At 45.0% G+C, this 21,034-nt stretch carries 10 protein-coding genes; 9 read left to right on the forward strand and 1 reads right to left on the reverse strand.

Going from position 1 to position 21,034, the window contains the following annotated elements; genetic code table 11:
• Positions 1-203 precede the first annotated feature (203 nt).
• The 6 genes from GS12_RS12340 to GS12_RS12365 all read left to right on the forward strand — a co-directional run bounded on the left by GS12_RS12340 (position 204) and on the right by GS12_RS12365 (position 16,107).
• Positions 204-2,819 carry a hypothetical protein gene (locus GS12_RS12340; RefSeq protein WP_152601402.1) on the forward strand — a complete coding sequence of 872 codons (2,616 nt, stop codon included), beginning with the start codon at positions 204-206 and terminating at the stop codon, positions 2,817-2,819.
• Between the two features lie 50 nt (positions 2,820-2,869).
• Positions 2,870-3,820 (forward strand): tail fiber protein, encoded by a 951-nt coding sequence (locus GS12_RS24820; RefSeq protein WP_034947392.1) that lies wholly within the window; start codon positions 2,870-2,872, stop codon positions 3,818-3,820.
• A gap of 27 nt (positions 3,821-3,847) precedes the next feature.
• The gene (locus GS12_RS12350; RefSeq protein WP_034947395.1) at positions 3,848-5,230 is read left to right on the forward strand and encodes a contractile injection system tape measure protein; all 1,383 of its coding nucleotides are present in this window, start codon (positions 3,848-3,850) and stop codon (positions 5,228-5,230) included.
• Between the two features lie 5 nt (positions 5,231-5,235).
• On the forward strand, positions 5,236-7,335 hold the full coding sequence (locus tag GS12_RS12355) for an ATP-binding protein (RefSeq protein ID WP_052118445.1): 2,100 nt from the start codon (positions 5,236-5,238) through the stop codon (positions 7,333-7,335).
• A gap of 27 nt (positions 7,336-7,362) precedes the next feature.
• A complete protein-coding gene (locus tag GS12_RS12360; protein WP_034947399.1) occupies positions 7,363-8,271 on the forward strand; it encodes a DUF4255 domain-containing protein in 909 nt (302 codons plus the stop codon).
• Between the two features lie 168 nt (positions 8,272-8,439).
• Entirely contained in the window at positions 8,440-16,107 is a 7,668-nt protein-coding gene (locus tag GS12_RS12365; protein WP_034947402.1) for a cytotoxic necrotizing factor Rho-activating domain-containing protein, read from the forward strand.
• Positions 16,108-16,282: 175 nt separating this feature from the next.
• Here GS12_RS12365 and thiI read toward each other — a convergent pair whose 3' ends face one another.
• Positions 16,283-17,731 (reverse strand): tRNA uracil 4-sulfurtransferase ThiI, encoded by a 1,449-nt coding sequence (thiI, locus tag GS12_RS12370; protein ID WP_034947404.1) that lies wholly within the window; start codon positions 17,729-17,731, stop codon positions 16,283-16,285.
• Positions 17,732-17,962: 231 nt separating this feature from the next.
• Between thiI and xseB the strand changes: the two genes are divergently transcribed.
• Genes xseB through dxs form a run of 3 tightly spaced genes read left to right on the forward strand, consistent with a single transcriptional unit; the run spans position 17,963 to position 20,989 of the window.
• On the forward strand, positions 17,963-18,205 hold the full coding sequence (xseB, locus tag GS12_RS12375; protein ID WP_034918922.1) for an exodeoxyribonuclease VII small subunit: 243 nt from the start codon (positions 17,963-17,965) through the stop codon (positions 18,203-18,205).
• Complete coding sequence (gene ispA, locus GS12_RS12380) at positions 18,205-19,104, forward strand: (2E,6E)-farnesyl diphosphate synthase (protein WP_034947407.1); 900 nt, start codon at positions 18,205-18,207, stop codon at positions 19,102-19,104. The genes xseB and ispA overlap by 1 nt, the downstream gene beginning before the upstream one ends.
• Positions 19,105-19,123: 19 nt before the next feature.
• Positions 19,124-20,989, forward strand: a complete 1,866-nt coding sequence (gene dxs / locus GS12_RS12385) for a 1-deoxy-D-xylulose-5-phosphate synthase (RefSeq protein WP_034947410.1) — start codon at positions 19,124-19,126, stop codon at positions 20,987-20,989.
• Positions 20,990-21,034: the final 45 nt, after the last annotated feature.

The raw sequence follows: 21,034 nt of genomic DNA on the forward strand, positions 1-21,034 counted from the left end.
GGAGCGACACTGGCGATCACGATCCCGGTATTACCCTGCTTCAGGCAGTAACCTATAACGTCTCCGATCTCAGCTATCGTCATACGCTGTCGCTTAACGATCTCTTAAGCGTTAAGGGCAAGCCCACGCTGTTTCCGGCAGAGTTCGGACCGCATCAGATGCTGACATCTAGCCCGGTTACCGTAGAGGATTATCGTCGCGCCTTGCTGGATATGCACAGCAGAGATATTGATGCGACCGCGACATCCCAGGGTTTTCTGTTCAGCGACGCGTGCCTGATTCGCGAACCGGAGGCGCAGAGATTTCAGTGGTGGTATGACGTTGAACAGCGTGAATATCTGCTGGATAAACCTGAGGAGACAAATGGCGATACTTTTACATCCATGACCCTGCGCGGCAACAACTGGCTCTATCTTTTACCCAGCCGTTACACGCAGGGGCTTGACGATCGCACACAAGTTGATAGCTACCTGCAAGAGTTCCTTGACAGCCATCGCAATATCGGTGAAAGAGTCAGCAATATTATCTGGCTGCAACCGGTAATTTTTAGTCCGCAACTCAGTATTGAACTGACGGACGATGTAAGCAATCCGGCGGCGGTGGTGGCTGATATCTATACCGTACTGGAAAATGCGCTGTCGCCAGGCAGTCAACGTGCCAGCACTGCGGCCCTTCGCGCACAGGGCTGGTCTGATGAAGATATTTTTGAAGGGCCGTGGCTGCTACACGGCTGGCTACCGGAACTCGCTGCGCCGCTGATCAGCGATCGGGCGATGACGCTAAGCCTTGCGCCGATAATGAACCAATTGCTCAGTATTCGCGGCGTGGCGGCGGTGAACAACCTCAGTGCGGATAATCTGCCTGAGCATATCACTGCGTTAACCGATGAAAGCTGGTCATGGCAGGTCGATAGCGGGTATTTTCCTCAGCTTTGGGGGGCCGATCCGCTTACGCTGCTCTGCTCGGCAGACAGCCCGCTCACGCTGATCGCCAAAGGCGGGATTAGCGTCGCCCTGAGCAAACAGGATATTGTCGACGCACTGCCCGCTGAGCCTGTCATACAAAATGAAGAAATTACCCTGACCGCTGGCGACGTGCGGGATCTGAACAGTTATAAGCCTGTCACCAGCAGATTACCTGCCTGCTACCACACGCAGGAATATCCGGCAGACGACGCCACACGCAGGCTGTATCAGTTTATTCTTCCTTTTGATCAGATGCTGGCCGACGGCTGCGCGGAACTGAGCAGTGTGCCAGCGCTGCTCTCTTTCACCGGGCGCAGCAACCAGATTCGCGGCATCCGCACGCCTTATGACAGTAATACGACCGAGCAGCAGGTGCATGAGGACTATGATGATGGGCTGATGCAGACAGAACAGAATGAGGTAAGTATCTTTTCAGACAGCGGTGCGCCGAATATGGCTAACTTTTCCCGCGAACTGGATTTCATGCACTATTTATTAGGCTATTTTGGTACCAATCGTGCCGCCAGGCCAATGACGCTGGATATGAAGGACTTTCTCAGTACCCAGCGTGGCTTCCTCGCCCAGCAACCTTCACTTGGCTATGATCGGGTGAATATGGGCAGTGATGCGATTTCTGCTCTGCAAAAACGGCTGGCGGCGCGCATTGGGCTGGGTGGCGAATGCTTTAGCAATAATCCTGACCTCAGCAAGCTGCCGTTTTATCTGGTGGAACACCGCCAATTATTACCTTCCAATAAGAAAATTTTAATTACAGAATTCAATAGGTTGACTTTAGAAAATCAACCCCCTATATATTTTTTTACCACCCCCCGGGAGGGATTTAATTATGAAATTACAGGAGGCAGCAGTTCCTATACTGTAGAAACACCGATCAAAATATCTGGCACCGATGACGACGGCACTGAAAAAAGTTTTATATTTACCGCAACCACTATCTATGCACCTGCTTTAACAGACATCAACCATCACGATTGTGAAATTGATTTTAAAAAACAAGACGAGCAAGATGCATTAAAGGCAAGCTTCGCAATACTTTCAAGCATGGCAAAAAAAGGACAACTTTATTTTCAGCAGGCAGGTAACCCCATCTGGCTTCAGGATATGGATTACCAGCTTAATTATGACGATGCGCAAGAAAACATTGCCGATAACCAGCGTTTACTAAACAGCGGTGACCAGTCGCCTTTTCCTACTATGGCAGTTAAAGGCGATAAAATTCATCTTAGGCGCCGTCAGCCGCTTGAATATGGTGGAGCCGATACACAAAGCCAACCGCGTACCGGGAGCGACGAAGTCTTACTCACTGCCACAATCATAGATATCCACCCGATGCAGGGAACATTATTGATTGAAAGAGAGGGTGACAGTAAGCAGAGTTTCCCAATACCGGAAGATGCCTGGCGATATATCTGGAACTTTTCTGAATCGGCTTATGCAACCCTCGACCGTTTTTCTTTTGTTATTAGCATCGTTCATAACCGAAAGATAATTGAGAATCAGGGAATTGATCGGGATAAACTTAATGAATGGCTTCAGCAGACTATTTTAAATGAATTTCCCGCACATGTCTCATTAATCAGCCACTGGCTCAATGACAGCGCTTTCCAAAATTTTGCATTGATCTATGCTCGCTGGAGAAAAAATGGTGCGGTGCTGGATACAGATGGTTACAGCATTCTACAGGCGCTGACGCTGGGCCATTTACCTGTAGACACGCTCGGCGTGGGTAATATGCGTGTTGCCAGCGAAGCAGAACATAACGAGGCGGTCGGTGAAGATGGCAGTGAATGGCACCCCGATATCATCGCTGATAAAGCGCTTTTCTATGTGTAATAAAATCCCAACCCTTTTTATATAAAAAACTAACTGAAGGAAATATGATTATGCCTGCAAAGAAAACGCATACCTCAAACGACGCCCTGCCAGAAAAAATGCCTGGGGCTGGCGATCAAAATAGTGAAGCCGAGACGTTAAAGCAGCGCTTCAAACAGGGCAGCGTACCGCTGGAAAGCGACTTCGCGAATTTAATTGATATGGCTAATGCAGGATATACTGCTATCGGCAAGGCCGCAGCACAGGGCAATCCCGGCGCGGGTATGAGAATCAGCGCCTCGGGCCAGCTTGAGCCCGCGGTTGAAGGATTAAATTTTGCGCATGCAGACACCGCAACAAGTCCTTTAAAACTGGATATACCCTCTAATCAACTCGTCATTGATTTAGATTTAGGTCTATCGTCATCGACGAATGGTATCTCAGTCAAGGCAGGTGAAGGCATTACGGTTGATACTAACGGCATTAGCATCAATCCCGAAACTGTTTTACCTAAAGGCATCATCACCATGTTTTCGGGTGATACAGTGCCCACAGGTTGGGCATTGTGTGATGGAAAAAAAGATACGCCCAATTTAATTGACCGTTTTATATTAGGCGGCAGCCTGAGCGATAGCGGATATATCAACAATGCCACACTATCGGGTAGTTCAGTATCAGCAAAAACCATAAATATTTCACCTGATAAATTCTCAGTAAAAACTACTATTGGCTCAACAACATTGACCCAATCTCAGATACCCAGCCATAATCACTATGTACCGCCTGGCTTTAACAATGATAATAATCAGTATGAAGGAACAAAAGTACTTAAGAATGGCAACGTCAGAGTTTTAAACTTTAATAGTGGCGCCGATGGCACAACTAATAGTACAAGCCAATATCTTCCTCAATCTTCCAGCGTGGGAGGTAATGGCTCACACACTCACTCGGCGACATCGATTTTAGATTCAGGCGAAATTGAAGTCCCTTATTACATTCTTGCTTTTATTATGAAAACATAACTCTCTTCTCTTTAAAAGAGAAAAATCATGCCAACACACATATCAATAGATCGCGTCACCTGCCGTCTATCCTTTACCCAATTAACACAAGCTCAAAAATTTTTAAAGTCTGGGGCAATTTGCAGCGAGCGCCTGCATCAAACTTTTCAAAAATCATCTATAACAACAGAGTCACTATCCCTTTACCTGCCCTCTCTTGTTATCAACCTGGATAATATTAACCCATATTTTTTCTCTGAGCAGTTCTATTCACGACTATTACAAGAATTAAATGTTTTATTTACCGCTACGCTCCAAAATAATATAAATCAAATCGCCTTAAAAGGATCTGAAGGTGTTTTTATTCCCTTTCATCAGCAAAATTTGTCTGGAGAGTCCCATACGCAGGCTGATGAGATATTTCAACTGGCCATCCGCTGTATGCATCCTTTGCCGCTGCGACAATTGATGCAAAACAAAAGCGCTTTCCAGCGCCAGGTACTGGTGAAACAGTTACATCTGCCGGTTATCAACGCTACCCAGGATGCAATGACTGCCCGGGACATTGGTGAGGTATCGGAAAGTCAGCTGTTCATCATGGCGCTGATCTGGCTGCAAAACTCTTCGCAAGGCGAGCACTGGTTGAAAGAGCAGCGGCCCGATCGTGCCCTACTACAGCGAGTTGCACAGACAATAGAAGCAAATGAGATCGCCGTTGAGTTAGTTGAGGAGGTTTTTCGGGAAAAAACGCCTGCCAGCCACTGGCAGACTCTACTGCTGCAAAATATTTCAGCAGCAACTCAGCGGCGTGTTCGGTCTGAAACTGTTTTTAAGAAAAGTGCAAAACGTACTTTGCTTAAGTCTCCAGCGACTGAAGAGAAGCTACGCTCGCAAACGTCGAAAAAGGAAAAAAGCGCGTTAGTAGCAGGAAACGTCGGACTTTTCCTCCTGTGGCCAATGCTGCCTCAACTGTTTTCGTTGCTAAAATTCACAGATGAGCAGCAGTTTATTACCAAAGAATCACGCAGGCAGGCAGCAATCTGCCTGGACTGGCTGGCATGGGGCAATCAGGATATTACTGAAGAACGACAGACAGCTAATTTTCTGCTCTGCGGAATTCCACTACCACGAGCAGAGCTAGTGCCTGAACCGCCCACGGTTGAACAACAGAGCACCATTGATAACTGGTTAAGCGCCGTCAGTAAGCAGCTTCCCGCCTGGCAAAAACTCAGCCTGACCGACATTCGACAGCTTTTTCTTCAGCGTTCGGGAGAAATCATCTATGACAGAACGCAAACGCGCGTGGTTATTCATGCTGAACCTTGGGACGTCCTACTACGCGATCTGCCGTGGCCGTTGACACTGGCCACCTTCCCCTGGCTAACCTCGCCACTCTATCTCGAGTGGCCTTCCGTCCAACCTTATGGGTAAAACCTATGCTGCAAAAACGGCCCTCTGTTCCGCTGGATGAAGTGGATACAGATTTTTATCAACGCGTGGAACATCTCGATTTACTGTTGACGCGGCTTTATTACAAGAAAGGTAATTATCCAAACGCTGAGCTGGCCCCTTTTATGTTGCCAGAAGGGGAAATTGAGTATCGACTGGCTAATCCAGTGGGTATACCGCACTGGCTTGCTGCTGCACCACCATATATGGTGCCGCTGGATGCGGACTCCCTCAGTCAACGTCTTTCTCTGCTTTGTCGGCGCTTTTCGCTCACCGACTCCGAGCGGGATATTCTACTGGCCGGTCTGCTAACTACATTAAGCCCGCACTATCAGCAACTATTTACCCAACTCCACCAGAATGGTAATCATTTGCAGATAAATGGTGCAATGCTGCTGGAAATGCTGCCACAAACGCTTTTTGAAAGGCGCATGATATTACGCGCCATTGAGGTTTCGTCTCCTCTTTTCCGCTACAGTCTCCTCGTCACCGGCAGGAAAGAAAACCTTAGCGACGAATCCTTTCAAATGATGACTCACCCCAGTATCTGGCAGTTCTTACATAATGAACGTGAGCTAAATCCTTCGTTGAGACAATCCGCACGCTGGTTGTACGCAGATAAAAATAGTTGGGCCCCTGTTGCGATGCGAAAAAGCCTTCCTTTACTCTGGCCTGCCTTTCACGATGAGAATATCGATTCGCCACCTGTATTAATCATCGAAGGAAACGCATCTGACGCGGCCGCGCAGGCAATGACCCTACTGCTTAATGAAAGTGGCCTTCCTACGCTGCTGGTGAAGTTAGACAATCTGAATAAAGAAGAAAAGTCAACGGTTCAGGAGCGGTTGGTTTCATTCCTGCGTGAGGTCACTCTCCATAACGGCTGCCTGCTACTGGTCATTGATAACAGCGAGCTGAACGACGAGCTACTGAAAAGTGTGGCACAGGCGACAACTGAGCTGAAACTGCACGTGGCCATCTTGTGTCACAGCGAAGAGAGCACAACGCTGGCGGGGCTTTTCCAGGATCAATGCGTTATTCACCTGCCCTTCACAGCGCCATCGGGGAGTGAGAAAACCGCCATGCTTAAATGCGAGCTCCCTGCGGGACTTAAAAAAAATCTGAATTTAGATGCGCTGGGCCAGCGTTATACTTTTTATCCACATCTGCTGCCGCAGATTCTGAACGAAGCGGCAAATTACCGTCTGATACGCGACGGCGGCTCGGTGCCCGGAAAAGAAGACCTTATTCAGGCACTCAATTTTAGATCGCAGAAAAACTTTGGCAAGCTGGCCCAGCGTATCTCGCCAAAACGTACCTTTGACGATTTAGTATTAGCACCCGGAATTATGCAGCAGTTAAAGGAGATCGTTGCGGCAATTACCTATCGCGAAGATGTTTCTGAACGGTACTTTTCACGCAAGCTGGCCGGTAAACTGGGTGTCAGTGCGCTTTTTTACGGTGAATCTGGCACAGGGAAAACCCTGGCAGCGGAAGTTCTGGCGGCTCAGCTTAATACCGATCTGGTTAAAGTTGATCTCTCAACGGTGGTGAATAAATTTGTCGGTGAGACAGAAAAAAATCTGGCGCGGATATTCGATCTGGCAGCGGAAGACAGCGGCGTGCTGTTTTTCGATGAAGCAGACGCGCTGTTTGGTAAACGCACTGAGAGCAAGGATGCGCATGATCGCCATGCTAATATTGAAGTCTCTTATCTGTTACAACGGCTTGAAAGCTATCCGGGACTGGTGATCCTCGCGACCAATAACCGTAACCACCTCGATAGCGCTTTCAACCGACGGTTTACCTTCATTACTCGCTTTACCTATCCGGATGCTGCTTTGCGCGCAACGATGTGGCAACGCATCTGGCCTGCGAACCTGCCGCTGGCTGACGATATCAATCCTTCTATTTTAACTAATAACGGAAATCTTACCGGCGCGAATATACGTAATATCGCGCTGCTTGCCGCGATTCTGGCAAAAGCAGACAAGGCGGATGTTGTCAGTCAACATCATCTTGAGCTGGCGTTAAAAAGAGAGCTTGGCAAAGCCGGACGCCCTTCCCTGTTACCGACCAAAGAATAATCATTTTCCTCTTATGCGGAGTTTATCATGTCAATTATTAACGCCTCCTCCAACACGCTAATTGAAATTAACCAGGCGCTACTTGCCGCAATTAAGTCGCGGCTCGATCCCAACAATGACAGCGTCGTCGATATTCGTTTTGATATGCCGGACGTGAATACCACGCAGGCAAATGCCACACTGAGTATTTTTCTTTACGATGTCCATGAAGACTTACAAATGCGTCAGACGGAAAGTGGACGTTATCATGCCGCATCAGGAAAAATGCAGCCAAGAACCATCCATCTTAACTGTAATTACCTGATAACCTACTGGCCACCTCAGGAAAACTCAACGGATGGCCAAGGGCCAGACAGCCAGCCGGATAATCAGGCCGTACAGGTTATTACGCTGGTAATGCAATCATTATTGAATAATCGAGAACTCCCCGATATGCCCGGTGCTTATACGCGAATAATTCCACCGCAGGAGAACCTGAACAGCCTTGGGAATTTTTGGCAATCGTTGGGCAACCGTCCGCGCCTTTCACTGGCCTGCTCCATTACCGCGCCATTCAAGCTGGATGACAGCCCGACTATCGCAATAGTCAAACATATCAACAATAGTATAGTTCAGGCTTCTTCAGTGGAGAACAGGGTATTAAGTGATTTGTTAAAAACCCAGCTTGCTGTAGAATTAGGTGGCGATAAAGAAGTACAACAAAATCTTGCACGATTTTATATTAACGTGAAAAAAACAATGCACGAAGCGGAAAGCGAGGAAATGTCATTTGCACTAAAATTAACAGGTTTTGCTCCAGGTAGCCTTAAGAAAAAAATAGATGAAACACTAAACAACTGGAAATCTGGAGGGATATTACTACCAGAAATAAACATTAACCCCTTATTTATTACCGATGTGGATGACATTGATTTAGCCTGGCTAGATATACTATAGCTTTACATTACAGAACAGAACAGAACAGAACAGAACAGAACAGAACAGAACAGAAAAAATATACAACCTAAACATACGTAATACGTAATATTTATTTTGACTGAATTAGTAATAAATCAGATATTAACCCGTGTTATCTCATCATGACAACTTGCAAGGAATTTCATCATGCCTTATTACGAAAAAGTTAGCGAAACATCATCAGAATCAGAAAAAGAAATAGAAAAAATTACCTCCTTTTGTAATTCTGATACAGGACTTGACGATATATTCATTGATGAAAATTATTCGCCCCCCCCTAAAATGAACATATTAAATAACCCAACAAATCCGTTAGCTAAAAATCAACAACCTATAGAGCATGTACAGACTTTCTCCGAAGCCGAGGACTTGTTTATTGATCCTGAAAATGATAATTTAAAAGAAATTATTCAGGCTGAATTTGAAAAAAAATTACCAGATTTTATAGAATTTCGTGATAAAGGCTATAATATTGCCAAACTGAACAACACAGCCCTTGTGAATCTTCAAAAGATGTTAGATAGTTCACAAACAGGAACGCTGTCTCAGGGAGAAAATACAGTTAGAGAGCCTGTACAGAAATTTATTTCAACCTTAATATATTTGATGCAGAAAGATCATCCCTCATCTCCTGAACAGCAAGAGGCAGTACAACAAGCTAACGAAGCAATAAAATATAGTACTCTCGCGCTTGAAACTATAAAAGTTGCGGAAAAACTCTCTCCACTTAAGTGGCAAGAAGAGGTTTATGATAAAGGTAAAACATACAGCGAGATCTTGGTTTCAGGAACATTTAAAAAAATTACTGATGAAGAAGTCTTTTCTCCTGTAATTGCAAGCCATTTTATTCAGCGCACTGACGAGCAAAAAAAGCAGAGGCTTGAAGGTTTATTATTTTCCAAAAGTAATATATTAACAGCAGAATATAAAAAGTTTTCTCAATTACAAAATTCATTGCTTGCAGAAAGTTTTGACACACGCCAGAGGATTACTGAATATATTAATAACACGTCTGAAAAGATATTATCCGCAGCAAGAGATTTTCGTGTATATGCAAAAGAGAAAATTGTGGCTCAGCATAAAATCGGATCTGAGCATTATACCTCCTCTCAGCAATTCACTTACTGGAACTTAAACTATAAGCATTACAGCCAACACCTTCACGCCGTTGACCCCGCACTCAACCCTGATATCTTCGCGGGAAATCCACTGATACAAGCTGTTAGAAAAAAAACCACTTCCAATGAACCCATTCATATAAAAATAGCCCGCGCTATCCTTCCAATATCAGAAGCACTTAGTAAATCCTACCTGTTACTACAGAAAATTAAGTATATGATTGAACCTGAAAATCAGGATCAGGATCAGGATCAGGATCAAAAAGAATTCACTGATGAAATTAAAGAGTTAGGGAAAAAAATAAAAATAACAAGTTCGTACATTATATCAAAAGCGGAAAATAAAGCTTTCAAGAGCGTATCATGGATTGACAATAAACTTTTCTCTCCCTCAAACTCAGAAAATGTAAATACAACAATTCAGGATACGGCGCTAGAGTTATTGGAAAAAATTCAACAAACGGAACGAATTTTGAAATTATTACCCGCATCTACCTTGCCTCTACAGCATGCTGTAAAACAATATGACCGGGTAAAGAAATCCACGCTGTTACATGTTGCATCACCGGAACTTACTAAACAACTTGATAAGCAATTGGAACAGGAAGCAATACGTTGGGAGAACCTAAAAGAAAAATCCAGCAAAAGGTTACAGGAAATTATTGATCCAATAATCCAGTTGGCACAGGAAAAAGAGGAGCGGCGCTTACTTTCAGAATTGAGATCAACGTTAAAAGATAACATTTCAGAAAGAACGGAAGCTACTGAACACTATGATCGTGCAATGGCACAAGCCATCGAAAAGCTTTCGACAATAGCACGTGTGCTTCAGGCCTCGGTTATTCGGCTTGCTGAGCATGGATACAGTGGAGGTAAGGAACTGCAAGAAAAAATACCAGAATGGTTGCTAGCTCTAAGTAAAATAAAATTATCTATAAAGGCTTCTGTTTACGGCACAACAGGATCGTTACTTAATAATTTTTCTCGCGGCGGTATGCTTGCACGCGGCATAGGCGAATGGGGACAGGAACTTAAACAGAGTTATCTGCTGACCAGAAAAGAGACTGACAGGAACACATCTGCTGAAAATTTCGATCACGCATTACTGAATATTATACAACAAAATAAAAACCTTTTTTCAAAGAATACTGATCCTGAATCAAAGAGGTTCCTGAAAAGGGTAAAACTCGCTTTAAAACAAGCAGCCGATAATAATCTCGTTTATCCCGCTACACCGGAGGAAATTTTGGCAGGATCCCGTAGCGTACCGGAGGATATTCGTAATTGGGCAGAAAAAAAGATCGTGACCGGTTCAATATCATTGGCATTTAGGGGAGTTAAAATATTGACCAGTGCTGCTTTTTTTCCTGTGCGTGTAACCGTCCGAGGTATTAAAACTGGTGCAAAGATTCATATTGCTTATGGGGAAATTAATAAGGGCATAAAAGTAGGACAGCCAGAGCCAAAGCATATAAAAAGAAAAATCCTGAATCAGGAAATAGGCAAAGCAGCATACAGGCTGACGATGTCTATTTCCCCAGTTGCCGCATTGAGTACCGCCACGTTGTTAACCATGCGACGAATGTATAAAGATAAATCATACACTGTTAAAAAAACACTTAGAAAAAAAGCATTAGATATCTCCGAGGAACTTATTTGTCAAGGCGGCTATGCTGGTGTATCCGCTGCAATGCGTAATTACTATGAGGAAAAATTTTATGAATTTTTGGAAAATTTAGATGATTCAGCAACATCACCAAAATATAAAAAAACGTTGGAAAATTATAATGCCAGCACTTCATCAGATGAGATATATACGCCAGCAGAGGAAGATGATTCATCCACTATCGAAAGACGCAGCAATAATACTCTATTAAATACTGACAACAAGACATCTAACCGGATAAAACGCGGCCTGACTGATTCTTATTATACTTCTTCTTCCTCAGTCAAAACTGATTATCAAAAAATAAATGAAAAATTTGATATTTGGAATAACAATGACAATGCATATATAACTACGTTATTAACGAGATATAAAAGCAAGAAACTTGAAGCTAACAGTGCTGATTCTGAATACGAATATATTAAGAGCCTGACCTCCTATCTTATTTACGTTTTGAAAAAAGACATCAGCGATAATATAGAAGCATTCAATAGACGTTCATCTCCTTCAGTACCAACAGAAGATATGCTCGCGGAGATTATATATATTGACAAGTGCTACACCCAGCTAGGTTATTATAGTAATTTTGACAGGGTAACTCAAAACATAAAAAACACTCAAAATTATAAATATATATCCAGAATGCTTAATTCTCCAGAATTCTTTGCCTTTTTAAATCCATCAAATAACATAGAAGAATATAATAAATTAGCCGGAGTTAAAGTTTTCGGATTAGATGAAATAAAAATCATATCAACAAGTGAAACCTTACCTAACTTTCTTAAAGAAACGTTATATTACCAGGGTAACTTCAAAAAAAGTATAATGAACGCAGCAAAAGAAAATCAATTAAATAAATCAAGAGATTTAACCCCATATGAAAATGATATTTTCAAAGCCAGAGAAATTAGAATAAATAATTTATTTAAAAATGACAATCCTACACTTTACGAAATTCACCAATTGGCTAAACACACTCATCATCAAATAGAAAAGGCAAAAGAAATACCCTATAATCAACTCATTAAAATGGCAGAAGATGACTTTCTTGAATATAAGGATGCCAATCAATCGGCGATATACAATAGAAATAATAGCGACTGGGATACTTACAAAAAACTATGGGGTAAATATAATAAGACACACGAAAGCATAATTAGTGATTATGACACCAGTCAACTATCCATTCTTTATAATTCCCAATGGAAACCAAGTTACAACGTACAATTTAATGCATATCAGAGTGCGTTAAATGATCTCTTAAAAGATAAGAAAGATATTTCTAATTTATTCGCAAACAATATGACTGACATTAAATCTGGATATCAACAGTATGCTCTTATTTTACTTATGACACAAAAAATCAATGAGATAACTACCTACATGGAAAGATTAAGAAGCATACTTTTGTTAATTAATGATTCAAATCCAAGTCAAACATTTCACGAAACAATAAAATTTATAGGTAAAAAAAGTATTGCCGATATCGAAAAACCATTCAAAATTGAGGCAGCAAAAAAATTCACAAAGGATTTTAATGCTAATTTATCCGACAGAGAGTATCTTGATTATTTTAACGATTTCACAGGCAACGTCGATGAAAAATTTAATCCAGTTAAGGTAAAACTTACTAATTATGTAAAAGCAAAAGAGTATATTCTTTCAAAATATCTTATAGGATTTAGTACTGGTAAAAATTCTTTTAACGATGCTATGAGCACTGTTAGCATTCAAGACTGGGATAATTTCGATATTTCATACTTATCTAATGCCATGTTAGCTTATAAAGTTTTGCCAGAATCACATGTCCGTTTCATCCCTCTTGAGCAGATTACCAGGGAGGCGAACACCTACAGCACTACAGAGCAAAGTTTTTATCGAGTCATTAATAATTACAAACAACAATACGCCAGGATAGAGGCTAAGAACGATGCTTATAATATGCTGCGATTTTATGCGGACAATGAAGATATCCCTTATAATACTCTGATTGACGAACCAAAAAACTCAGTTACATATAAAATTCGTTTGCGTTCTTTACAACCCGGGTCAAATGCAACATATGATTTAGATGGCTATATAAAAATTGTCAGAATGAAAAATAATAAAGTTTATCTAATATCTACTCTGGCCGACGCACCAATAATCAAACAATTATTCGCACATTCACCCCTGGCTTCTAATTTATCGCAACTTGCAAATGACTCTCCTGATGAAAAACCTTATTTTGACCCTTACATTATAATTGACGAAATTTACAATAAATATACAGGGTTTTCTTCTAAAGAAATTATAGATTCTAACTTAGGATTCAAAGGTAATTATGGTTATTCGATGCTCGTTAGATACGAAAGCGAAAATCAAACAGATAAAACTATTGCAGAATTTTTTATCAGTGCAATGGAAAAAACTAATAAAAAAATGGCTGACAAGTTAAAAGACAGCGGGAGAACAACACCTTTTAACCAAATTCTTGGACTCATTCCATTTTATAATGTTATCAAACGTAAAATCCTTGATGAAGATTATAATCCAAGTGCGGCAGACATGGCCTGGGACATCGCTGATGTAGCAGTCTCATTGGGTTTAACCGCAGCATCCGTTGCCTATAAATCAGCCAAATCTCTTAGCGCAATATTTAAAAATACAAAAAAATCGTTACTTGCATCAGGTAAGGTTTTTAAAGGAAAAGCATTATATCGAGAAATTTTAAAACACAGTCTGCCTGAAATTATCAAAAAACTACCAAATATGGAAAAAGTTGCCGCCAGTTTTATTCAATTTTCGGCGGAAACATTTAATCCGTTAGCTCCATTTATTACCCCGGCCTCTTTTACTTACAAAAAAACGCGTAATATTATAAGGAGATTCAAAGCCCCGAACTCCGATGAAATTTCCTTTATTCGTGCTAACAATGTGCCCAGAAAGGTTGACGCCCCCCCCACAGCTTATGTCCCCGAAGACTACAGCGACTTAAAATTTATAGATGAAATGTCTGATGATGAAATTAATGAGGCAATAAAATTTTTACCTCGCGAAATAGATACAGATATAACCCTAAAAAGATATGCAGAATTGCCTGAAGGACAATGTGACCAGGCGGCGCTAAGGACTATTAACATGCTTGATAATTATGGTTATAAAACTAAAGTGGTGGGCTGCCTGAGTTATAAAAACGTTTCTGATACAGCTCCTCTGAATCACTATGCAGTACTCGCCAGTAAAGATGGAAAGGAGTTGGTCATCGATGTCACTTTTAACCAGTTTATGGGGAGAATCTCTCGTAATGGTAAAATTTTAATTACCTCATGGGAGGAGTGGTGTCGAAAAATACAAAACTCTGACAAGCTTTCAAATAGTTATGTCATTACGAAAGATTATAACAGTTTATCACTCGCCAAAAATGAAATAGCATTTACTGATGGCCGAAACTTTCTTGAATCTCAATATATTCGCGATCCAGATTTTCATGACCTGAACGTACCACAGAATTTTACTCGTCATATCGCTACAATGTATAAGAAAGATGTTCAACGTATCAACAATGAAGCCGATTTCATCAAGATAGGTGCCGTCGATGAACTTCTCGAGAATAAAAATCTCGAGTTAAGAAATTTGATTACAAGGGAAGATCGTTTTCTTAATGCTGGACGACAGCCACCTGAAAAATTGGCAGATGACATAAATGCTGTTAAGCGCAGTATTTTTGAGCTTAACGAATTAAAAATGACGCCTGAAAGAGTATCAAATTATTTACATATGATATCAAACACGCCTCTTAACGAGATTAGTAAAGTTGAATTCGAAAGTCCTGTCGCGCAAAATCTGGGTTCCATACTTCATTCATCGGCTTTTCATACCAACATCAGCCCAGAACGTATTGAATCGATTAACGAATATGGTTTAGCCAGCGTTGGGGGATATACTTATCTTTTACATGATAAAATTCTCTATCAGGTAACGCCCATCTCAAGAAACAGATTTACTGTATATATTAATGGCAGACCGGTGGAACTTATACTTAAAGATAATAGATGGGATTTTAAAGATTACAATTTCACTACAAGAGTCAGTGAGGAATTATTAACAAACCCAAATTCTGCATTAAGAAATAAAGGTCTCCTGCATCCCGAGGATACCACTCCAATCGCAACGAAATTTGATTACATTCGTATCGATAAAGATATTAATATGTCGCAACCCAGAAATTTCGAATTTTCAGAATCTAATCAACAATTGCATGGCAGGATAGCTACTGCTACTGGAAATATGCTATCTTCGCAGCCTTCATCTGGTCCTCGAATGGGGAAATGGCAAGTCGGAGATATTGGCAGCAACGTGGATTTTATAAAACTTTCTAATGGTAAGTCAGGCTGCGTCGGTATAAGAATACCATTAGACTCATTACATGAAGGCAACGCTGTTATAATATCTGGCGGGCAATTAAGTGGCTGTACAATGATATTTTCTACAGACCATAAGTACTTTTATGCTTATCATGCAGGTCAGCATCCGGGAGATACTAACTGGTTAACCAGTCGTGAGGGCGTTAATTCTATCTATCAAGCCCACCTTTCTCTTAAAGGTACGAGAATACCTTCTTTTGAAAATAAAGCACTCAGTAACAAGCAACTGCCAGAGTTGTTTTCTGAATATCACTCCAGCACTATAAATTATCTAGGAAAAAGTTCTCCTCAAACAGGTAGCACTCATATTCCCGAGCCCGCCCCCTATTCCGGCATTAATGCTTTTGATTACAATCAGGCCAAAACAGTCAGAGACAACCCCAGGCTCGGGGTTGCTTATGCTGTGCTCAGCAAAAAAAATGGTGAAGTCCGAGTTACATCACATTCCGAAGATTTATCTTTTAAATTCAATAGCAGTGAACCACAGACGCTGTCCTCGCAATATAACTTATTAAAAGGTGAACCTACCGCAGAGGATGTTGTCACTCCGGCCATCAATGCGTTATCCGATGCTTACAATACATTTATAGTAGCAAGGGTGACAAATGAAAAAACAAATCAATAATGGAAGTTATAATTACACCCAGGTACTAATGAGTTTTCCTGGTATATTTATACATTTTTTATATTTCCTTTTTGCACGAATGACGAAACCTGTAGCTATAACTAAACTGAGTTATCTTACTCATTTATTACGGCAATCAACCGGTTTTACATAATATAGCTTAAACCGGTCATGATCAGGGACGATACACCTTCACGTTCGTAAACCCTTGCTCGTGCAAATACAACGCCTGCAACCGACTCATCACGCCGCGCTCGCAGTAAAGCAGCCAGGTCTTGTTCTGATCGAGGTCGCCGAATTGCGTAGCGAGTTTATAGAACGGCAGCTCTTTCACCTCAACATCCTCTAACGCCAGCGGGCGATCGTCCTGCTCGTCGGGGGATCGAATATCAAGCACCACATCATTAGCGGTGAAGGACGCAACGGTTTCCACTTCAGCCACCTCCTGCTGCGTCTCTTCCGCGATGGTTCGAATGTCCACGTTGGTGGCGTCCTGCACCACGCGGTCCAGAATCGCAAAATCAAAATTCTGCTCTTCCTCTTCTATTTTGGCTTTTACCGCCTTCACCGTTGGACTTTTCGAAATCACGCCACAGTATTCCGGCATGGTGCGCGCAAAATCCTCTGTCCCTATTTCCCGCGCCAGGTTAATGATGTGCTCTTTATCGTGCGAGATCAGCGGACGCAAAATCAGCGTGTCAGAAGCATTGTCGATCAGGCGGAGGTTGGTCAGCGTCTGGCTGGAGACCTGGCCCAGCGCTTCACCGGTTACCAGCGCCTGCACGCCATAACGCTCTGCAATTTGCGATGCCGCGCGCACCATCATCCGTTTCAGCACCACGCCCATCTGCCCGTCTTCCACTTTTTCCAGGATCTCGCCCACCACCGGCTCAAAATTGATCGCCACGAAGCGCACTTTATGGGAGCGACCAAAACGGTGCCACAGATAATGCGCAACCTGCCGCACGCCGATTTCGTGCGCTGCGCCGCCCAGATTGAAAAAGCAATAGTGCACGCGGCAGCCGCGACGCATCAGCATATAGCTCGACACGCCGGAATCGAAACCGCCCGAGATCAGTGACAACACGTCTTCCTGTGTGCCGATGGGGAAGCCGCCAATGCCTTCGAAACGTCCGGTAACCAGCACCAGCCGATCGTCTTCGATTTCCAGATTAACCGTCACCTCCGGCCGGTTGAGCCTGACCTGCGCACTGGCAACGTGTTGATTCAACCCGCCGCCAACGTAGCGCTCAACGTCCTGCGAGCTGAAGTCTTGCTTACCGCGGCGCTTAACGCGCACGGCGAAAGTTTTCCCTTCAATTCGCTCGCGATTGAGCGCCAGCGCCTGCTCAAAAATATCATGCATGGTCGTATAAGCGCTGTCTTCTACCGCCAGCACGTGGTGGATGCCGGGAATACGCGTCAGTTCGTCAACGATGACACTGCGTTTGCTTTCGTCTTTTGAGCGCACCTCAATATGATCCCAGTGGCGCACAACGGCCAGCGTCTCATCCAGATGCTTCAGCACATTTCTGATGTTGGTGGTCAAAATTTTGATAAAACGAAGGCGAACAGACTGACTTTTGATGGTAATTTCAGGAAACAGCTTAATAATAAACTTCATGGCGGCACGGGTTCGTTAAGTAAGATAAGTGCTGAAATATCTGTCGCTGACAGATAAAATTGATGTTTTGCAAAGCGACGTTCGCCCTTTACATTCCGGGACGGGAGTCTACCACACTCTTCCGCTGACTGCTTATTCAATGGCGGCGCGGATCATTATTTTGCTAATCGGATTGAGTCGGCTAACATGAATGACTTCATGCCGATTAAAATAACCAGACGTAACGCTATTATGCCGAAAAAAGCCGAACAGCCTGCCAGCTTTGAAACCTCTCTTGAGCAGCTTGAGCACATTGTCTCTCGCCTTGAAAGCGGTGACCTTCCTCTTGAAGAGGCGCTTGGCGAATTTGAACGCGGCGTCCAGCTCGCGCGTGCCGGCCAGCAAAAACTCCAGCAGGCGGAGCAGCGCGTGCAGATCCTGCTGAGCGATGATAAAGATGCAGAACTGTCGCCCTTTACGCCGGAAAATGAGTAATGGATTTTGCTGCCATTCTGAACGCGCATCACGCTCGCGTAAACCAGGCGCTTACCCGGTTTATCGCCCCGCTCCCTTTTCAGCATTCTCCGCTGTTAGAGGCCATGGCGTACGGTGCACTATTGGGCGGTAAGCGCCTGCGCCCGTTTCTGGTCTATGCGACAGGTGAAATGCTTGATGCCGATGGCACCGCGCTTGATGCGCCCGCCGCCGCCGTTGAATGCGTTCACGCCTATTCGCTGATCCACGACGATCTTCCCGCCATGGACGACGACAGCCTGCGCCGCGGCCAACCCACCTGCCACGTGAAATTTGGCGAGGACACCGCCATTCTGGCGGGAGATGCGCTGCAAACGCTGGCTTTTTCGATTCTTGCCGAGGCGGATATGCCGAATGTATCCACGGAAAGCCGTCTTGCGATGATCGCCGAGCTGGCCCAGGCCAGCGGCGCGCGTGGTATGTGCGGCGGACAGGCACTTGATTTGGCAGCTGAGGGCAGACAGATTGACCTTACGGCTCTTGAACAGATCCACCGCCATAAAACTGGCGCGCTGATCCGCTCCGCCGTGCGTCTCGGCGCGCTGGCCGCGGGTGAACGCGGCCGCGCTGCGTTACCGGCGCTGGATCGCTATGCCAACGCCATCGGCCTGGCATTTCAGGTGCAGGATGACATTCTGGATGTTGTTGGCGATACCGCGATTATCGGCAAGCGTCAGGGCGCCGACCAGGATCTGGGAAAAAGCACCTATCCGGCACTGCTGGGGCTGGACGGCGCACGGGCCAAAGCACGCGATCTTTACCATGAATCGCTGAGCGCTTTAGAACAGCTTTCTGCGCAATCCTGTGACACGGCCCCGCTTCAGGCGCTGGCGAGTTACATCATTGAACGCGATAAATAACTTCCACAATGAGTCTCTGATGAGTTTTGATACTGCGAAATACCCAACGCTGGCAAAGGCCAGCGAAGCAACGGAATTACGTTTGCTTCCGAAAGAGAGCCTGCCAAAACTCTGCGATGAGCTGCGCCAGTACCTGCTCGACAGCGTCAGCCGCTCCAGCGGGCATTTTGCTTCAGGGCTGGGCGTGGTCGAACTGACCGTTGCGCTGCACTACGTCTATAACACGCCGTTTGATCATCTGGTATGGGATGTCGGCCACCAGGCCTATCCGCATAAAATTCTGACCGGACGCCGCGATCGCATCGGCACCATCCGGCAAAAAAACGGTTTACACCCCTTTCCATGGCGCGACGAGAGCGAATATGACGTGCTCAACGTCGGTCACTCTTCCACCTCTATCAGCGCAGGGCTTGGCATGGCCGTGGCCGCAGGTAAGGAAGACCAGGGTCGCCGCACCGTTTGCGTCATCGGCGACGGCGCCATCACCGCCGGTATGGCCTTCGAAGCCATGAACCACGCAGGCGACATCAAAGCCGATCTGCTGGTGGTGCTCAACGACAACGAAATGTCGATTTCCGAAAACGTCGGCGCGCTGAACAACCGTCTGGCGCAGATCCTCTCGGGCAAAACCTATTCACGCTTTCGTGAAGGCGGCAAAAAAGTGCTGACCAGCCTGCCGCCGATTAAGGAGCTGGTAAAGCGCACCGAAGAGCATCTTAAAGGAATGGTGGCGCCCGGCACGCTATTTGAAGAACTGGGCTTCAACTATATCGGCCCGGTGGACGGACACGATGTGCTTGCGCTGGTCAGTACGCTGAAAAACATGCGCGACCTGAAAGGCCCGCAGTTTCTGCACATCATGACGAAAAAGGGCAAGGGTTACGCCCCGGCGGAAAAGGATCCTATCACCTGGCACGCCGTGCCAAAATTCGATCCGGTCAGCGGCCTGCTGCCAAAATCCGCAGGCGGCCTGCCAACCTATTCGAAAATTTTTGGTGAGTGGCTGTGCGAAACCGCCGCCGATGACGCCAGACTGATGGCGGTAACGCCTGCCATGCGTGAAGGGTCCGGCATGGTGAGCTTTTCGCGCGACTATCCGGGACAGTATTTTGATGTGGCCATCGCCGAACAGCACGCTGTCACCTTCGCTGCCGGCCTGGCGATTGGCGGTTATCGCCCCGTGGTGGCGATCTACTCCACCTTCCTGCAACGCGCTTACGATCAGCTTATCCATGACGTGGCCATCCAGAAGCTGCCAGTGCTGTTTGCCATCGATCGCGGCGGCATTGTCGGGGCCGATGGACAGACGCATCAGGGCGCGTTTGATATCGCATTTCTGCGCTGTATCCCGAATATGGTGATCATGACGCCCAGTAACGAAAACGAATGTCGCCAGATGCTCTACACCGGGTATCACTATATGCAGGGGCCAAGCGCGGTGCGCTACCCGCGCGGTACCGGTACCGGCGCCGATCTGCAACCGCTGGCATCGCTGCCGTTAGGCAAGGGCGTGATGAAACGTGAAGGCGAAAAACTGGCGATCCTGAATTTCGGTACGCTGCTGCCGGAAGCAGAAGCCGTTGCCGAATCGCTCAACGCCACGCTGGTGGACATGCGGTTTGTTAAACCGTTGGATGACGCGCTGATTGCTGAGCTGGCCGCCAGCCATGAGGCTCTGATAACGTTAGAAGAAGGCACCATCAAAGGCGGCGCGGGCAGCGGCGTGATTGAAGCGCTGATGGCGCGGCGCATGCTGGTGCCGGTGCTGACGATTGGCCTGCCGGATGAGTTTATTCCGCAGGGCACCCAGGAGGAGATCCGTCAGGACTATCAACTGGATGCTGAAGGCATTGAGCAGCAAATCAGCCGCTGGCTGGCACAATAATGCTCACAGGGCTTCCTCTTCGGGAAGCCTTTCACCTGCTATCCT

It is taken from the genome of Erwinia oleae, assembly GCF_000770305.1.
Lineage (GTDB): Bacteria > Pseudomonadota > Gammaproteobacteria > Enterobacterales > Enterobacteriaceae > Erwinia > Erwinia oleae.

Coding starts and splice junctions, on each gene's coding strand:
- ispA (WP_034947407.1), top strand. CDS start 18,205: ATGGATTTTGCTGCCATTCTGAACGCGCATCACGCTCGCGTAAACCAG.
- xseB (WP_034918922.1), top strand. CDS start 17,963: ATGCCGAAAAAAGCCGAACAGCCTGCCAGCTTTGAAACCTCTCTTGAG.
- dxs (WP_034947410.1), top strand. CDS start 19,124: ATGAGTTTTGATACTGCGAAATACCCAACGCTGGCAAAGGCCAGCGAA.
- GS12_RS24820 (WP_034947392.1), top strand. CDS start 2,870: ATGCCTGCAAAGAAAACGCATACCTCAAACGACGCCCTGCCAGAAAAA.
- GS12_RS12355 (WP_052118445.1), top strand. CDS start 5,236: ATGCTGCAAAAACGGCCCTCTGTTCCGCTGGATGAAGTGGATACAGAT.
- GS12_RS12365 (WP_034947402.1), top strand. CDS start 8,440: ATGCCTTATTACGAAAAAGTTAGCGAAACATCATCAGAATCAGAAAAA.
- thiI (WP_034947404.1), bottom strand. CDS start 17,731: ATGAAGTTTATTATTAAGCTGTTTCCTGAAATTACCATCAAAAGTCAG.
- GS12_RS12360 (WP_034947399.1), top strand. CDS start 7,363: ATGTCAATTATTAACGCCTCCTCCAACACGCTAATTGAAATTAACCAG.
- GS12_RS12350 (WP_034947395.1), top strand. CDS start 3,848: ATGCCAACACACATATCAATAGATCGCGTCACCTGCCGTCTATCCTTT.